Annotated in this window: 12 protein-coding genes; 9 read left to right on the plus strand and 3 right to left on the minus strand. The window is 68.6% G+C overall.

Going from position 1 to position 15,781, the window contains the following annotated elements:
* The coding region (locus U9978_RS04895) for a hypothetical protein (RefSeq protein ID WP_322759826.1) at nt 1–610 on the minus strand (610 nt) is incomplete at its 3' end.
* A gap of 342 nt (nt 611–952) precedes the next feature.
* On the opposite strand from U9978_RS04895, the gene rplU reads away from it, so the two are divergent.
* The 4 genes from rplU (at nt 953) to proB (ending at nt 4,364) form a co-directional block, all read left to right on the plus strand.
* On the plus strand, nt 953–1,270 hold the full coding sequence (rplU, locus tag U9978_RS04900) for a 50S ribosomal protein L21 (protein ID WP_322759827.1): 318 nt from the start codon (nt 953–955) through the stop codon (nt 1,268–1,270).
* Nucleotides 1,271–1,275: 5 nt separating this feature from the next.
* Complete coding sequence (gene rpmA, locus U9978_RS04905; protein WP_322759828.1) at nt 1,276–1,545, plus strand: 50S ribosomal protein L27; 270 nt, start codon at nt 1,276–1,278, stop codon at nt 1,543–1,545.
* A 119-nt stretch (nt 1,546–1,664) separates the two neighbouring features.
* Entirely contained in the window at nt 1,665–3,221 is a 1,557-nt protein-coding gene (gene obgE, locus U9978_RS04910; protein ID WP_322759829.1) for a GTPase ObgE, read from the plus strand.
* Nucleotides 3,222–3,239: 18 nt separating this feature from the next.
* Nucleotides 3,240–4,364 carry a glutamate 5-kinase gene (proB, locus tag U9978_RS04915; RefSeq protein WP_322759847.1) on the plus strand — a complete coding sequence of 375 codons (1,125 nt, stop codon included), beginning with the start codon at nt 3,240–3,242 and terminating at the stop codon, nt 4,362–4,364.
* 87 nt (nt 4,365–4,451) lie between these two features.
* On the opposite strand, the gene U9978_RS04920 is transcribed toward proB, so the two are convergent.
* Together U9978_RS04920 and U9978_RS04925 are read right to left on the minus strand one after the other, a co-directional pair.
* Nucleotides 4,452–7,628, minus strand: coding sequence for an AAA family ATPase (locus tag U9978_RS04920; RefSeq protein WP_322759830.1), 3,177 nt, complete (start codon nt 7,626–7,628; stop codon nt 4,452–4,454).
* Entirely contained in the window at nt 7,628–8,848 is a 1,221-nt protein-coding gene (locus U9978_RS04925; protein ID WP_322759831.1) for an exonuclease subunit SbcD, read from the minus strand. The genes U9978_RS04920 and U9978_RS04925 overlap by 1 nt, the downstream gene beginning before the upstream one ends.
* Before the next feature lie 177 nt (nt 8,849–9,025).
* Here U9978_RS04925 and U9978_RS04930 point away from each other — a divergent pair, with 177 nt between their 5' ends.
* The 5 genes from U9978_RS04930 to U9978_RS04950 form a co-directional block, all read left to right on the plus strand.
* Nucleotides 9,026–10,285, plus strand: a complete 1,260-nt coding sequence (locus U9978_RS04930; protein WP_322759848.1) for a glutamate-5-semialdehyde dehydrogenase — start codon at nt 9,026–9,028, stop codon at nt 10,283–10,285.
* Nucleotides 10,286–10,559: 274 nt separating this feature from the next.
* Nucleotides 10,560–11,111: a hypothetical protein gene (locus tag U9978_RS04935; RefSeq protein WP_322759832.1), complete on the plus strand. Its 552-nt coding sequence runs from the start codon at nt 10,560–10,562 to the stop codon at nt 11,109–11,111.
* A gap of 55 nt (nt 11,112–11,166) precedes the next feature.
* Nucleotides 11,167–13,257: a cellulose synthase catalytic subunit gene (locus U9978_RS04940; RefSeq protein WP_322759833.1), complete on the plus strand. Its 2,091-nt coding sequence runs from the start codon at nt 11,167–11,169 to the stop codon at nt 13,255–13,257.
* Nucleotides 13,257–14,864 carry a kelch motif-containing protein gene (locus U9978_RS04945; protein ID WP_322759834.1) on the plus strand — a complete coding sequence of 536 codons (1,608 nt, stop codon included), beginning with the start codon at nt 13,257–13,259 and terminating at the stop codon, nt 14,862–14,864. The genes U9978_RS04940 and U9978_RS04945 overlap by 1 nt, the downstream gene beginning before the upstream one ends.
* A 164-nt stretch (nt 14,865–15,028) precedes the next feature.
* On the plus strand, nt 15,029–15,781 hold a 753-nt coding region (locus U9978_RS04950; RefSeq protein ID WP_322759835.1), incomplete at its 3' end, for a glycoside hydrolase family 6 protein.

Below are 15,781 nucleotides of genomic sequence, written 5' to 3' on the forward strand. Positions count from 1 at the left end.
AGTGCTGGACGGGCGACGCGTCGCCGACGGCACGGTATTGCGCCGGCTCTCTGCGGACGAGGTCGCGCCGTGGGTCGCCCTCGTGCAGGAGCGCGTCCAGCCGTGCGCGGGACCGCCGCAGCGCGCCGTCAACCGCGGCGCTGGCACGGCTGTTGTCACCCATCTGCAGGGCGTATGAGGCTACCACCAGGGCCTGGACGACGTCATCCTGAGCTGAGAGTGCATCGCTGTCGGTATCGGGAGCCGGTGCCTGCCCACCGGTGGCCAAGCCGTCGGCTGAAAGCCCGCGAGCACGTACCGCGAGCCAGCATGCTGCGCAGGCCGTGCTGAGCGCCCACGCCGCGCGCACTTCGGCGGGTAGGCCCACCAGGCCGTTCACGGCGACCCCGGTCATGGTTGTGACGATCACAGTGGATGCGGCGATCGTCGCTGACCGTCGCCGTTGGTCAACCGTCCGCACCGAGGTCATCAACGGCCAGCCCACGGTCATGACAGCAGTGACCGTGGCGGCACCAGCCGCCCAGATCACGACCTGCCAACCCATCGCGGCCCAACCCCCGTCCAGGCCAAGGACGATGCGCGAATCTTGCTTCGCGTCGCCGTCGGCCACACGTTGCAGCTGCCAGCCCTACTCGGACACTGGCCGTCGGTCCGGACCGCCGCGCGATGCAGGCACCCCAGCCCCGTTCCTTGATCCACGCTCCTGTCGCCAGGCGCTTGTACCCGAACGGGTATCGGCGGGTCCGCCACGACCCGATGGTCGCTCGATAGCCGACGACACGCCATGGTCCATCGGTGCCATGGCGGATGCGCCCCCCAGGCCCCGACCGATGTCGGGGACCGGCGGCGCCAGGTCGGCGTCCGCGCCTGTTAAGGTAATGCAATCAGGGCCGGACACGGCTGTGTTTTCGCCGTGTGGGAGATGCCCGTCCGACTTCAGCAGGGAGAACCGGTGTACGCGGTCGTGGCCAGCGGCGGCAAGCAGCACAAGGTCGCCGTCGGCGATGTCGTCGATGTCGAGCTCGTCAAGGGCGAGCCGGGCGCGGCCGTCAACCTGCCGGCGCTACTGCTTGTCGACGGCGACGTGGTGACCCACGACAAGGACGCGCTCGCGTCCGTCGAGGTGACCGCGGAGGTCGTCGAAATCGTCAAGGGTCCTAAGATCAGGATTCACAAGTTCAAGAGCAAGACCGGCTATCACAAGCGGCAGGGCCACCGTCAGAAGTTCACCCGCCTGCGCGTGACCGGTATCGAGACCGGGAAGGCCTGAACGACATGGCACACAAGAAGGGCGCGAGCTCCTCGCGCAACGGTCGTGACTCCAACGCCCAGCGGCTCGGTGTCAAGCGTTTCGGCGGTCAGTATGTCAAGGCAGGCGAGATCATTGTTCGCCAGCGGGGCACGCACTTCCACCCCGGCTCGCAAGTGGGTCGGGGCAAGGACGACACACTGTTCGCGTTGGTCGCCGGGCATGTCCAGTTCGGTACCCGCCGGGGTCGCCGGGTCATCAACATCATTTCTGTTGAGGAGCTGGTGGCCGCCTGACGTCGGCGGCCATTCGATCAGGTGGGCCGACGCCCGCGTGAGATGAGGCTTTTCGCGCGTCCGGAGGTTCCACGCCAGGCACGCGGCGAGTGACGTAACGACGATGGAGAAAGGCAGCGGTGCCCACCTTCATCGACCGGGTCATCCTCCATGTCATCGCGGGGGATGGCGGGAACGGCTGCGCCTCGGTTCATCGGGAGAAGTTCAAACCGCTCGGTGGCCCGGATGGCGGCAACGGCGGTCGTGGCGGGGATGTCATCCTCCGGGTCGACCCGAGCGTGACGACCCTGCTCGACTTCCACTTCCATCCCCATCAGCGGGCCTCCAGCGGCCGTCCGGGCCAGGGCTCGAACCGGCACGGCGCCGACGGTGTCGATCTCGTGTTGTCGGTACCGGACGGCACGGTCGTTCTGCGGCCGGACGGCGAGCAGATCGCGGACCTGGTCGGTCTCGGGAGTGATCTGGTCCTCGCCGGTGGCGGTCGCGGTGGTCGCGGTAACGCGGCGCTGGCCTCCGCCCGGCGCAAGGCCCCGGGGTTCGCGGAGCTCGGCGAGCCGGGGGCGCAGCTTGACGCCGTCCTGGAACTCAAGACCGTCGCGGACGTGGCGCTGGTGGGTTTTCCCAGCGCGGGTAAGTCCTCGCTGGTCTCGGTGCTCAGTGCGGCCAAGCCCAAGATCGCGGACTACCCTTTCACCACCCTGGTGCCGAACCTCGGCGTGGCGCTGGCCGGTGACCTTCCCCCGTACACGGTGGCCGACGTCCCAGGTCTGATCCCCGGGGCCAGCTCCGGCCGCGGCCTGGGGCTTGAGTTCCTGCGCCATATCGAACGCTGCTCGCTCATCGTGCATGTGCTGGACTGCGCCACGCTCGAACCCGGCCGTGATCCCGTCAGCGACCTCGACGTCATCGAGGCCGAGCTGGCTGCCTACTCCGCGGATCTGTCGGACCGGCCGCGGGTGGTTGTCCTGAACAAGATCGATGTTCCGGACGGGCGTGACCTGGCGGAACTGGTCATGCCCGAGATCGCCGCTCGCGGGTTGGGTGTGTTCGCGGTGAGCAGTGCCACCCGTGAAGGCGTCCGCGCGCTCTCGCTCGCCCTAGCCGAACAGGTTGGCGAACACCGGGCAGCCAGGCCGACCCAGGCCTCCCCACGGGTCGTTCTGCGTCCCCGTGCGGTCGATGAGGCCGACTTCACCGTCCGCGCGCACGAGGATGGATTCGTCGTGACCGGTGTCAAGCCGCTGCGATGGGTGCGTCAGACCGACTTCGGTAACGATGAGGCGATCGGTTTCCTCGCCGACCGGCTGGCTCGTCTCGGGCTGGAGGCCGAGCTTGCCCGGATGGGGGCCGAGCCCGGGGTTGCGGTTACCATCGGTGACGTCACCTTTGACTGGGAACCGCACCTGAGCGGGCGTGGTGGGCGCGGCGCCCGTCGCAATGCCCTGGCTGCCGATGCCCTGGCTGCCGAGTCCGTCGCAGGTGGATCCGTTGCAGGTGGATCCGTTGCCGGCGGTTTGCGAGACGGCGAGGCGGTCTCGGTCGGCTCCACCCTCGGCCCTCGTGGCAGTGATGACAGGCTCACCGCCACCACCCGATTGACCAGAGCCCAGCGGTTCGCCCGCCGGGCGGCTGATCGCGACGCCGGAGGCGGGTGGGATGACGACGTCGACTCGTGACAGGGTCGACTCGTGACCATTCGTGACTTTGTGACCGGGGCTGACCGGGTCGTGGTCAAGGTGGGATCGTCGTCGTTGACGACCGCGAGCGGCGGCATCGATGGTGACCGCCTCGATGCCCTGGTACGGGCGCTCGTGCCGCGTGCCGGCCGGTTGGTACTGGTTTCGTCGGGTGCCATCGCCGCGGGCCTCGCGCCGCTGGGGCTGACCCGGCGTCCCCGGGATCTCGCGACTCTGCAGGCGGCGGCGAGCGTCGGTCAGAGCATTCTGGTGCATCGTTACGCCACCGAGTTCGGGACGGCCGGGCACCGGGTCGGCCAGGTACTGCTCACCGCTACCGATGTGATCCGCCGCACCCACTACCGCAACGCCCGGACCACCCTGGACCGGCTGCTGGAACTCGGTGTCGTTCCCATCGTCAACGAGAACGACGCCGTTGCCACGCAGGAGATTCGCCTCGGTGACAACGACCGCCTCGCGGCCATCGTCGCGCATCTCGTCTCCGCGGATCTCCTGGTCCTGCTGTCCGACGTGGACGGTGTCTATGACGCCAATCCGCGCCGCGGCCCGGCCACCATAGTCCGTGAGGTTCGGACCGAGGCGGATCTCGACGGGGTCGGCACCCGGGGCACCGGGAGCGCCGGAGTTGGGGTCGGGGGTATGGCAACGAAGATCGAAGCCGCTCGGATGGCCGCCTCGGGCGGGGTCGCGACCATTATCACGTCGGCGGAGAACGCGGCCGACGCCCTTGCCGGCGCTGCGGTGGGCACGGTTTTCCATCCGACCGGACCGCGCCGGGCGTCCCGCCTGCTGTGGCTGGAGCACGCGACAATTCCGCAGGGCCGGCTCTTCCTTGACGCCGGCGCGGTGGCCGCGGTGGTCGACCGCCGGGTCTCGCTATTACCCGCCGGAGTCACGAAGGTCGACGGTGACTTCTCCGCCGGCGACCCGGTGGACCTGGTCAGCCCGGCGGGCCTACCGGTCGCCCGGGGCCTGGTCGCCTACGATGCGGCGGAGCTGCCGGGCATGCTGGGTCGTTCGACGTCCGACCTTGCAGCCGAGTTCGGCTCATCCTATGAGCGTGAGATCGTCCACCGCGACGACCTCGTTCTCCTCCAGCGTCACCATCATCGGCCTAGTTGATTTTTCGAGGTTTGTTCGCCCGAACCGATGTAATTGATCGTACAAACCTCGAAAAATCATCGCGCAGTGGCAACCGGGATCGGCCGGTCAGTGCAGGGTGGTCCGCACCTGGCTGCCCCGGGTGCCCTTGACGACGGTGATCTGGGTGGGGATGCGTTGCCGCAGGTCGGCGACATGGCTGACGACGCCGACGAGCCGGCCGCCGGAGCGCAGGTCGTCCAGGACGTTCATGACCTCCTCCAGACTGTCGGGGTCGAGGCTGCCGAAGCCCTCGTCGATGAACAGCGCATCCATGGCCTGGCCGCCGGACTCGGCGGTGACCACGTCGGCGAGTCCCAACGCCAGGGACAGGGCGGCCTGGAAGGTCTCCCCACCGGACAGGGTCGCGGTGTCACGCCGCCGGCCCGTCCAGGCGTCCTCGACGAGCAGCCCGAGCCCGGCCCGGCGGCGTCGGTCGCGGCGTTCACCGGCGTCGTGGACCAGGGTGAACCGGCCGCCGCTCATCGCCGACAGCCGTCCGCTCGCAGCGGTTGCGACCTCCTCGAGACGGGCTGCGAGCACAAAGCTCGACAGGGGCATGCCCTGGCGGTTCTCACCTCGCCCCACAGCCACATCGGCGAGGCCACGCACGTGTTCGGCGGCCTCCCGCAGCGGTGCCACGGCCGCGAACGCCGCGGCGAAGACCGCAACGAGATCGAACAGGCGCCTGGCCCGGTCGCCGGCACGCGCCGCTTCGGCGAGTGCCTCCTCATGGGCGTCCCGGGCGCCCAGCGCGGCGGCCACATGTTCGGCCACCGGTGCCGGCGCGTGCAGGTCAACGGCCAGCTGGGGGCTGGCCAGCCGGGACCGCACCCCAACCAGGTCGTCCCGGTGGGTGTCCAACCGCGTCCGGGTCTCGGCGAGCCAGTGCTCCTCCCGGCAGGCAGCCCGGGCGGTCGCCGCATCCGGGAAGCCCGCGGCGCGGGCGTCGCCGTCGGCCGCGGCCACCGCCCGACGGTGTTCCTCCTGCGCCAACGCCGTCGCGGCGGCGGCCGCGTGGCATTCGGCGTACGCGTCCGCGAACTGTGCGACATCGCGCTGACGGGCTGCCAGTTGGTCGGCGTCCCGAAGCTCAGGTGGGATGCCCGAACGCTGCCGTGCGGCTCGCGCCCGGTATTCCTCAGCATGGGTCGCGGCGAGTTGCCGGGCCGATGAATGGCCGGCCGACTCGGCGGATGCTCGGGTCTCCTCCTCGCGGAGCAGGGCCAGCGCTGCCTCGGCGGGCGGTACATCGTCGGCAGCGGCGGCGAGTGCCTCGGCATGGTCGGCGAGCGTTGCCGCGGTTCGCTCGAACTCCTCGGCGGGACGTTCGGGAGCCTCCGGCAGAGCCGGTCGCCATGAGCCGCCGTCAGCGCCACTGCGGTGAATGTCCTGGCCACCGGTGCTGCCGCCACCGGTGCTGCTGCCGCTGCCGCGGTCTTCGCTGTGCGACGCCGAGTCGATGATTCCGACCACGGTGACCGTCGCGAACGACTCGACCGTACGGGACGATTCGCCGTCCCTGCGTGCCGAGATCCTTTCCGCCGTGCCCCGGGCGGGCTCTACGCGGTTGGCCAGTTCACCCAGCAGCGTGCGGATTCGTTCATCGAGCCGGTCGGCATCGCGGCGCGCGTCGGTCGCCGCCGCCGCGAGCCGGCCGGCCTCGGCTTCGGCGGCCAGTTCGTCGTCCTTGTTGACATGGTCCGCCCGGACCTCGGCTGGGTCGGGATGCGCGAACGACCCGCAGACCGGGCAGGGGGAGTCGTCGACGAGAGCGGCGGCCAGCTCAGCGGTGATCGCGTCGAACCGCTGCCGGCGGATGTCGCCGGCCCGGGTGTGGGCGTCGCGGGCGGCTCGCTCCGCCTCGTGGGCACGGGCCGTGGCGTCGTGGCGTTGTCGCACGGTTACGGCCAGTTCTGCAGCCACCCGGGCCTGTTCCCGCACTCCGGGCAGTGCCGCCGCGCCGGCACGGGCCCGGTCCAGTCTTGCCTCAAGGACCTGGCGCTGCGCTGGCAGGTCGGTCCGCAGGTACTCGGTGAGCCTGGCGAGCGCTGCCGCATGGGTCCCGGCGTCGGCGTCGGCAGCCTGTGCGCCGGCGTCGTCGGCGTCCGCTCCGGCCAGGACGTGGGCGAGCTGCTCCAGCCGTCCGACGTCGGTGTGGGTGAGGCGGGACAGCCGCGCCAGCTCGTCGACAGAGGCGTCGTGGCGGGCACCGAGCAGCCGTAGCCGGTTGCGTCCAGCCTCCTGGACACGACGCGCCTGTTCGAGGTCGTCCGCGCGTTCCGACACGTGGTCAAGGGCACGGCGTACCGGGCTGGCGCGCTGCGCCGCGTCGAATTCCGCGGCCGTCGTCGCCACCACGGTGAGCTCCGCTTCAAGTGTTTCAAGCCGCGCGATCAGGTCGCGCCGTTCGGACTGGCGCTCGGCGAGATGGCGAGCCTGCTCAAGGGCGTCCTCGGCGCGCCCACGGGCTTCCGCCGCAACGGCGGTCCGATCGCCCGCCGCCGTTGCGGCGGCGGCTGCGTCGGTGGCGAGCCGGGCGACCCATTGCGGGTCGGACTCGGGGTCGGCGGGTTCCGCCGTCTCCGCGGCTTGCGCTGCGCGTGCCACCACCCGGGCAAGCTCCCCCCGCGCGCTGGCCACCCTCTCATCCGCGATCTTGGCATGGTCGACGAGCCACTGCTCGGCGTGCTCGAACCGGTTGACTCCGAACAATCGCTTGAGCAACCGTTCCCGGGCATCATGGTCGGCCTGCAGGAAATCGGCGAAGCGACCCTGTGGCAACATGATCACCTGGAAGAACTGTTCGGCGGTCATACCCAGTAGCCGGCCGATCTCCAGACCCACGTCATCGTTGCGCTGGGCCACGACCTCCCAGCCGGGCTCGGTCCATCGTTCGAGCCGCGCGGTCGGGTTCACCCGCACGCTGCCGCCGCCGCGTTTGGGTCGTTCCCAGGATGCCGTGCGGGCGATCCGGTACCGCCGACCGGACAGGCTGAACTCCAGCCGGACCCACGGTTCGGTTCTGGCGTCGGCATGGTGTGACCGCAGGTCCCGCGCGCGGGAGCGCAGGCCCGGGACGGTGCCGTACAGGGCGAACCCGAGCGCGTCGAGCAGGGTGGTCTTCCCCCCGCCGGTCTCGCCGCACAACAGCACCAGCCCGCCTGCGCGGAGCCGGTCGAAGTCAAGTTCGACACCATCGGGGAACGCCCCGAAGGCGGTGAGCTCCAGTCGGTGGGGACGCATCAGGCGGCATCCTCGGACAGTCGGGCTTCGTCCAGCGCGGCCCGCAGCAACGACCGTTCGCGCTCGCTCGGTTCGGCCCGCACGTGTGTGACGAACGCCTCGGCGATGGCCAGGTCGGTGCGCCCTGCGATCCGTTGCCGGTAATCGAGGCCGTCGGCGAGCGGGCCGACGGCCGGTTCATGGCTCAGGGTGAGCGCGAAGGCGAACCGGCGCTGCAGCGTCGTCATCGCGTCCATCGGGCGGACCGGGTCGGTGAGCACGACCGAGACGAAGTCACCCGTGTGTGCGTCGTGGACGGCCGAGGTCATGAGATCCGCCAGCTGACCCCGGAGCCGGGTGAGCCTGCGGTAGACCGGTACCGGGATCTCCTCGACCCCGGCCAGGCCGGTCTCGTCCAGTTCGACCAGCAGGGACGACTTGGCGTCGGGTGCTTCCGAGAACGAGTAGGCCAGCGGCGAGCCGCTGTAGCGCAGGCCGTCACGCAGTGTCTGCGGTCGGTGGAGATGACCGAGTGCGGTGTAGGTGATCCCGGTGAACAGTTCCGCAGGGACGGCCGCCATGCCGCCGACAGTGATGTCGCGCTCACTCTCGCTGCCCTCGCCGCCGTTCACCCAGGCATGGGCGCAGACGATGCTGCGCCCCCCGTAGCGGGCCCGTGCGGCGTGCACGGCACGCATCGCCCGTCGCATGGTCGCCGCGTGGGTCGGCATCGTCCCGGCCTGCGTCGTCCTGGCCTGCGTCGTCCCGGCCGGCATCGTCGTGGCCGGCATCGCATCCGCGGGCGCGACATCGACCTGCGCCAGGGTCGTGACGACCGCAGCCGGTTCAAGGTAGGGAAGGGCATAGACGTGGACCGGGCCGTGGGAGTCCTCGACGATGACGGGGTCGGCGATGCCAGCCACCTCCGTGCGGATACGGACCCGGGGATCGAGCAGCCCCGCCTTGTCACCAAGGCGTGCGGGGGCGTCATGATTACCGCTGATCACCACAACCTGCGCGCCGGCGTCGCGTATCCGCGAGAGCGCCTCGTCGAACAGCCGCATGGCGGCGACCGGTGGGATGGCCCGGTCGTGCACGTCTCCGCTGACGACGACGAGATCGACCTGCTCGGCCCGGACGACCTCGACGAGGTGGTCGACGAACGCGGCCTGGGCCGCTGACAGGTCGAACCGGTGCAGGAACCGGCCGAGATGCCAGTCGGATGTGTGCAGCACGAGCATGCCATGCACGGTAGGGCGAGCCTCCGACAGTTCCACACGCGGGTCCCGGGTGGATGGGTGGCGACCCCCCTCGAGCCCGGGGTCCGGACTGCCGCGCCGAAGGCGTTGCACTCCGAAGGGCCGGTAACCTCGAAGCGGCGTGCCGCGTGCCGGCCGCCGGGTCGGGAGGAACTGGTCATGAACACCCTTGCGGAGGATGTCCGCGAGACCGCGGTCCGGGCCCGTGCGGCCGCGGCCGTCCTCGCGCCGTTGTCCCGCGCGGACAAGGACCGCGCCCTGTACGCGATGGCGGACGCTCTCCTTGCCGGTGGTCAGTCGATTCTCCAGGCCAATGCCGGGGATGTCGCCACGGCCCGGGGTGCGGGCACCGGCGAGGCCATGGTTGACCGGCTGACTCTCAGCGCGGACCGCCTTGCAGCCATCGCCGACGGTCTGCGCAAGGTCGCAGCCCTCGATGACCCGGTCGGCACGGTCGTTCGTGGTCGACTGCTGCCCAACGGGATGGAGCTGCGCCAGGTCAGGGTGCCTCTCGGTGTGATCGGGATCATCTACGAGGCGCGCCCGAACGTGACGGTGGACGCGGCCGGGCTGTGTCTCAAGAGCGGCAATGCCGTGTTGCTGCGCGGCAGCGCGTCGGCTGCACGTACCAATGCGGCGCTGGTCGGGGTGCTGCGGGATGCCGCGACCGCGGTCGGGCTGCCCGCCGACGCGGTTGCGCTCGTGCCCGGTGCCGACCACGAGTCCGTCAAACACCTCATGCGCCTGCGCGGTCTGGTGGACGTGTTGATCCCCCGGGGTGGGGCCGGTCTGATCCGTGCCGTGGTGGCGGAGTCCACGGTACCGGTGATCGAGACCGGGGTCGGTAACTGCCATGTGTACGTCGACGTCGACGCAGACCTCGACCGGGCATTGGCGATCGTTCTCAACGCGAAGACCCAACGGGTGTCGGTATGCAATGCGGCTGAGACGCTGCTGGTGCACGCCGGCGTCGCCGATGTCTTCCTGCCTCGGGTGCTCCTGGCGCTGCGCCAGGCCGGGGTGACGGTCCACGGCGACGACGCGGTCTGCTCCCACGACCCCGCGGTGCTGTCCGCGACGGAGGAGGACTGGGCCACCGAGTATCTGTCACTGGACCTGGCGGTTCGCGTGGTGGACTCCCTGGACGACGCCGTGGCCCACATCCGGCGTTGGGGCAGCGGGCACACCGAGGCGATCGTCACACGCTCGCTGGATGCGTCCCGCCGGTTCATCGCGACCTGCGACAGCGCCGCGATCATGGTCAACGCCTCGACCCGCTTCACCGACGGTGAACGGTTCGGTTTCGGTGCCGAGATCGGAATCTCCACGCAGAAGCTGCACGCTCGCGGGCCGATGGGCCTCACCGAGCTCACATCGACGACCTGGGTGGGCGTCGGCGACGGCCACCTGGTGGTCTGACGTCGCTGCGCCGGCTCGGCCACTGCTGCGCGGCAGACGACGCGCCGGGCGCGCCCGGCGTCGGCGTAGCTTCTCACCCAGCAACGGACACGTCTGGACATCCTGTCACCGGTTGCGTACACGATCATGCGAAGTTCGGGCGTGGTTGTGCGAGATCAGGTACCCATTGGGTGGGTGTAGTTGTGACGGTGTCGAAGGGAATGGATTGTCGATTCGCGAGTCGGACGGCCCATGCGTGGGCCCTGCGTCCGTACCCAGGTCTCGTGCTACAGATTTGATCATTTCGGGATGTGGCCTCGCGGGGGTCGCTGCGGCGGCGGGGGCGCTGCTGCCGTGGACGGGCGCGACTCTGTCCGATCGCGGGGCGGTGCTCCTCCCCGTCAGCCGGACAGGGGTGGAGTTGTCGTCCAACGGCATCGTCGTGCTGGTTCTGGGTGTTGTCTGCGCCCTATCCAGCGTGGTGCCGCGGGATACGCGGTGGGCGCACCCGCTGACCCTTGTGCTGGCGCCAGCCGGTCTCGCGATCGCGGTCCTCGCCGCTGTCAAGATCAATGCGGGGGATTCCGTGGCCGCGAAACTCCTCCGGTTACGGATCGGTACCTTTCAGACGGACCATCCCGTGGCCACTGCGCACGTGGGTCCGGGCCTGTGGCTCAGCCTCGCGGCCGGTGGCGCGCTCCTTCTCGGTGGGCTCGGGTGGCAGCTGGTTGGTCGCTCCACCCCGGAATCGTCGGATCACAGCCGGCCACACCTGCCGAGAACAGGCCGATCCTGGTGGCTTTCCCTCCGTCCCCGGTGGGTTCGTGTATCGCGGAACGGCATGTGACGCGTGCCGTGGCGCCGCTTCGAATCCGTTGGCGGCATGACCTCTTGGAATAGAATTGGCTTACGACTACACGTCCTCTTCGAATATTGCGGGTCCGCTCACGCTGCCGGCTGCGGACGGAGAATATCGGGTCACCTACCGCCGGGTCATGGTCGGTCGGGAACTGTGGATGGTTGTGCCGCTGCTGCTGGCCACCGTCGGATTATCGTCGCTGTTCTTCGTATGGCTGGTCCAGCCGGATCACTTTCCCAAAGGCGCGTACCTGCCGACCCCGGTCCGGCTCGGCAACGCCGTCATGTTCTTGATGATCGTCCTTTCCGAGGGTATCCGGCTGCTTAATTCGATCACGCTCTGCTGGTCCGCTTATATCATGTGCAATCCGGTACCGGTCCGGCCGCCGGCAGGCTTGCGGATCGCCTTCACCACGACGATCGTGCCGACAAAGGAACCAGTCGATGTCGTACGTGACACACTGATCGCGGCCCGACAGATTCGATATGGCACGCCGATCGACATCTGGTTGCTCGACGAAGGGGATGATCCAGCGGTCCGGGCGATGTGCGCGGAAACCGGGGTCCACCATTTTTCCCGCAAGGGCGTGGCGAAGTGGAACGAGCCGAAGGGGCGATTTCGCGCCAGGACCAAGCATGGTAACCATAACTCGTGGCTGGCCGCCCATGGCGAGTCCTACGACGTTGTCATGTCGGTCGACCCCGACCACATTCCACTGCCGAACTTCGCCGCGCGTATGCTCGGCTACTTCCGGGATCCCGAGGTGGCTTTTGTGGTGGGGCCACAGGTCTACGGCAACTTTCGCACCTTCCTCACCCGCGGCGCCGAGGCCCAGAACTACATGTTCCATTCAGTGATCCAGCGGGCTGCGAACCGGTTCAACTGCGGAATGTTCGTCGGGACCAACCACGCCTACCGGGTCCGCGCGTGGGAGCAGATCGGCGGGTTCCAGGATTCGATCACCGAAGATCTGGCCACATCCCTTGCCGTGCACGGGGCGCGCCACCCGGACACCGGCCGGCGGTGGAAATCGGTGTACACCCCCGATGTCGTCGCCGTCGGCGAAGGGCCCGCCACCTGGACCGACTTCTTCAGCCAGCAGCTGCGGTGGGCCCGTGGCGCCAACGAGGTCATGGTGACCGAGTCGGTGCGTCGCCTGCGGCAGCTGTCGTGGGGCCACCGCGTGCACTACTCGATTCTGATGCTGCACTATCCGACGGCCGCACTCACCTGGCTGATGGGGATGCTGCTCACCGTCAGTTACATGGCGTTGGGGTCAAGCGGGGTCACCGTGCACGTCTCGTCCTGGTTGGCCCTCTACGTCGACGTTGCGGTGGCCAGACTCCTCCTTTACATCTGGCTGCGGCGTTTCAACATCAGTCCGCATGAGGAGAAGGGGACCGCCGGTATCTCCGGAATCTTTGTCTCGATGCTGTGTACCCCCTTTTATTCGACCGCCTTTGTGGGCGCGTTGTTGCGGCGCCCGCTCGGGTTCGTGGTTACGCCCAAGGGGCACAGCGCCAGCCCCGATCGGCTCGCGACCTTTCGGAAACACCTCTTCTGGGCAGTGATCTCCGCTGGTTCCATCACCATCGCGGCGACCTTCGGTCATGTGTATCCGGCTAACATGGTCTGGGCGGCGCTGTCCCTGCTCATCTGCCTGACACCCGTTGTCATGTGGTGCGTGTCCACAATCGTCGGCCCATCGCCCGCTCAAATCCCCGGGCCGGTGCCGGTGCCGGTGCCGGCACAGTCGCAGTCGCAGTCGCAGTCGCAGTCGCCGGTCATATTGTCCACGGTGAAGCCGGGGGCCTACCGCGAGGAGACCACCCGGCGACTGGCTCGTCCCGAGCCCACGTCTGCGCCGGGGAATCCCGGTCGGCTCGACGGGGACAGTACGCAGAAGGTGATCAGACCGGCAGTCGCGGTTGAACGGGGGAGCTGGCCGCATCCGCCAGGCGTGCGGCTGGTGCCTAGGGGTCATTCATTGTCGGCCCGCAACTCGGTGTCTTCCCACGATTCGGTGTACGCCCGTAATTCGGCGGCGGGAGGTTATATGGAGGACGTCACGATGAAGCTCCGGCCACGGCGTCGGCGCGTGTCCCGCGACGGCCTGCTCGAGGAGCTGACCTGATGGCTGCGGCGCTGACATCGTCGGGCCGGACCGACCGGCTGCGTCGGTGGCGGATCCTGCGGTTGGGTGCATTCCTGGTCGTCATCATCGTGGGCAACGGCCCGTTCGCCGTGTCGTGGACCGCCACACGGTACGAACAGTGGCAGTCCCACCGGCCGGATTACATGCGCGCTCACGGGCGCTGGGACGTTGTCGCGGACAGCGCCACACGGTCGATTCACGCGGCGATGTTGCGTACCGGGAAGGTCCTGCTCATGGCCGGCTCCGGTAACGACCAGGGAAATTTCGACGCGAAAAGGTTCAGGACCGTGCTGTGGGACCCGATCGCGAACACTTTTACCGATGTCCATACACCCTGGGATGTCTTCTGCGCGGGGCACGCTTTCCTTCCGGATGGTGATCTGCTGATAGCCGGTGGGACCAAGAAGTACGAACTACTTGCGGCGGACTCTCCGGACGGAAAGAAGCACGAGTACGAGGGGCTGAAGGAATCCTACATTTTCAATCCAGCGACCGAGCGGTATGAGAAGACCGGCGATCTGAACCACGCCCGGTGGTATCCGACGCTGGTGAGCCTTGCTAACGGCCTGGTCGTCGCAGTCTCCGGACTCGATGATGACGGCGACATCGATCAGGGCAACACCGAGTCGTTCAACCCGGCCGTCAGGGCATGGAATGATCATCCGGATCTTCGGAAGGTCTTTCCCACCTATCCATCCCTGCTACTCGCCGGCGACGGCCGGTTGTTCTTCTCCGGTGCCAACGCCGGCTACGGCCCGGCGGGCGTCGCAGAGCGCCAGCCCGGCCTGTGGAACCTGACCGACAACGCCTTCCAGCCGGTCAACGGGCTACCTGAGCCGGAGCTCAACGAGACGGCAGGGACGGTCATGCTTGCTCCGGCACAGGAGCAGAAGGTGATGTTCATCGCAGGTGGCGGGGTCGGCGACACCCAGGCTGCGACTGCCCGAACCGCCATTGTAGATCTTGATTCGCCTGATCCGACCTACCGGCGTGGCCCCGAGATGGCTGAGGCGAAGCGGTATCCCGGCGCGGTGATCCTGCCCGACGACACGGTGCTCGTCTCCGGTGGTTCCACCGCCTATCGGGCCGAGGACTCCCGGAGCGCCGAGATCTACCGCCCCGACACGAACACTTTCACGGCGGCGGCAGACCCCCATGTCGGCCGGGACTACCACTCCGAGTATCTTCTGCTCCCGGACGGACGGGTGGCCGTGTTCGGGTCGAACCCATTGAGTGACGACAATGCGTTCGAGACCCGGGTCGAGGTGTACTCGCCTGGTTACCTTTACCGAGGCGAGCGTCCGAAGATTGTTGCGGCGCCGACGCGGATCACCCGTGGCTCGACCATCACCCTGGCATCGTCGCAGCCGGTGGCAAAGGCACGCCTGATCCGCCCGGGTGCCTACACCCACGTGACCGACACTGAGCAGCGGTCGGTGGCGTTACCCATCGTTCAGCAGGCCGACAGCAGCATCACACTGAGCGTGCCCCGCAATCCCAACCTTCTACCGTCAGACTGGTACATGCTGTTCGTAACTAACGGTGATGGCGTTCCGTCTGTCGCCGCCTGGGTCCAGGTGGGATGAGTGTGGCTGTACTGATCACCAGGATCGTTCGGACGATCGAGGTTGTTCGGTGTCGGACCGGGCACCGTCCGCCGCGAGTCGCCCGCCTGATGACAGCCGCGGCCCTCAGCGCCACGGTGGCTGTCGGCGGGTGTGGCACAGGAGGTGCGACACGGACCGCTACTGTGTCGCTTCGCGCGGTCGGCGTACAGTGCCCCGCCGGCGACCCGGCTGGTCGAGGCGCGGTGGCGGGCGCCGGCCCGCGCGGCCCGGTGCCCCGCGCGCCGTTCCTCGTTGATCCGAACAGTCAACCAGCTATGGCCGCGCGTCTGGACACCGCCAAGGCGGCGAGCGCCGCAGCAATCGCTGCCAGGCCGATTGCCTTCTCGGTGGGGGACTGGTTGGGTAATGGCGTCCAGGCAGAGGTAGCGGCGCGTAGCGGACAAGCGGAGCGGGCCGGGGCGACGGCGGTCTTCATGGTCTACGCGATCCCGCACCGCGACGTCGGTGCCGGGTTCTCCGCTGGAGGCGAACCCGATGCCGCCGCCTACCGGGCGTTCACCAGGCAGGTGGCGGCGGGAATCGGCACGCGTGCGGCCGTTGTCATCCTGGAGCCGGATTCGCTGGCACAGATGGACAGTCTGTCCATGGCCGAGCAGCAGGAGCGTTACCAGTTGCTGAACGACGCTGTTGACGTCTACGGCAGGCTGGCCGCGACCAGCGTCTACCTCGACGGCGCCCACTGCGGGTGGACGGCGGCACCGATCATCGCCGACCGGCTGAGCCGGGCTGGCGTGCGACGGACCCGTGGCTTCGCGGTCAACGTGTCGAACTACTACCGGACCCGGGACGAGGTGGCCCGCGCCGAAGTGATCTCGGCGTTGACCGGTGGTGCCCATTTCGTCGTCGACACCTCACGCAATGGACGCGGCCCGGCC

Origin of the sequence: Protofrankia sp. Cr2 (assembly GCF_963555885.1) — a bacterium.
GTDB lineage: Bacteria > Actinomycetota > Actinomycetes > Frankiales > Frankiaceae > Protofrankia.

Coding starts and splice junctions, on each gene's coding strand:
- rpmA (WP_322759828.1), top strand. CDS start 1,276: ATGGCACACAAGAAGGGCGCGAGCTCCTCGCGCAACGGTCGTGACTCC.
- U9978_RS04945 (WP_322759834.1), top strand. CDS start 13,257: ATGGCTGCGGCGCTGACATCGTCGGGCCGGACCGACCGGCTGCGTCGG.
- U9978_RS04920 (WP_322759830.1), bottom strand. CDS start 7,628: ATGCGTCCCCACCGACTGGAGCTCACCGCCTTCGGGGCGTTCCCCGAT.
- U9978_RS04925 (WP_322759831.1), bottom strand. CDS start 8,848: ATGCTCGTGCTGCACACATCCGACTGGCATCTCGGCCGGTTCCTGCAC.
- U9978_RS04930 (WP_322759848.1), top strand. CDS start 9,026: ATGAACACCCTTGCGGAGGATGTCCGCGAGACCGCGGTCCGGGCCCGT.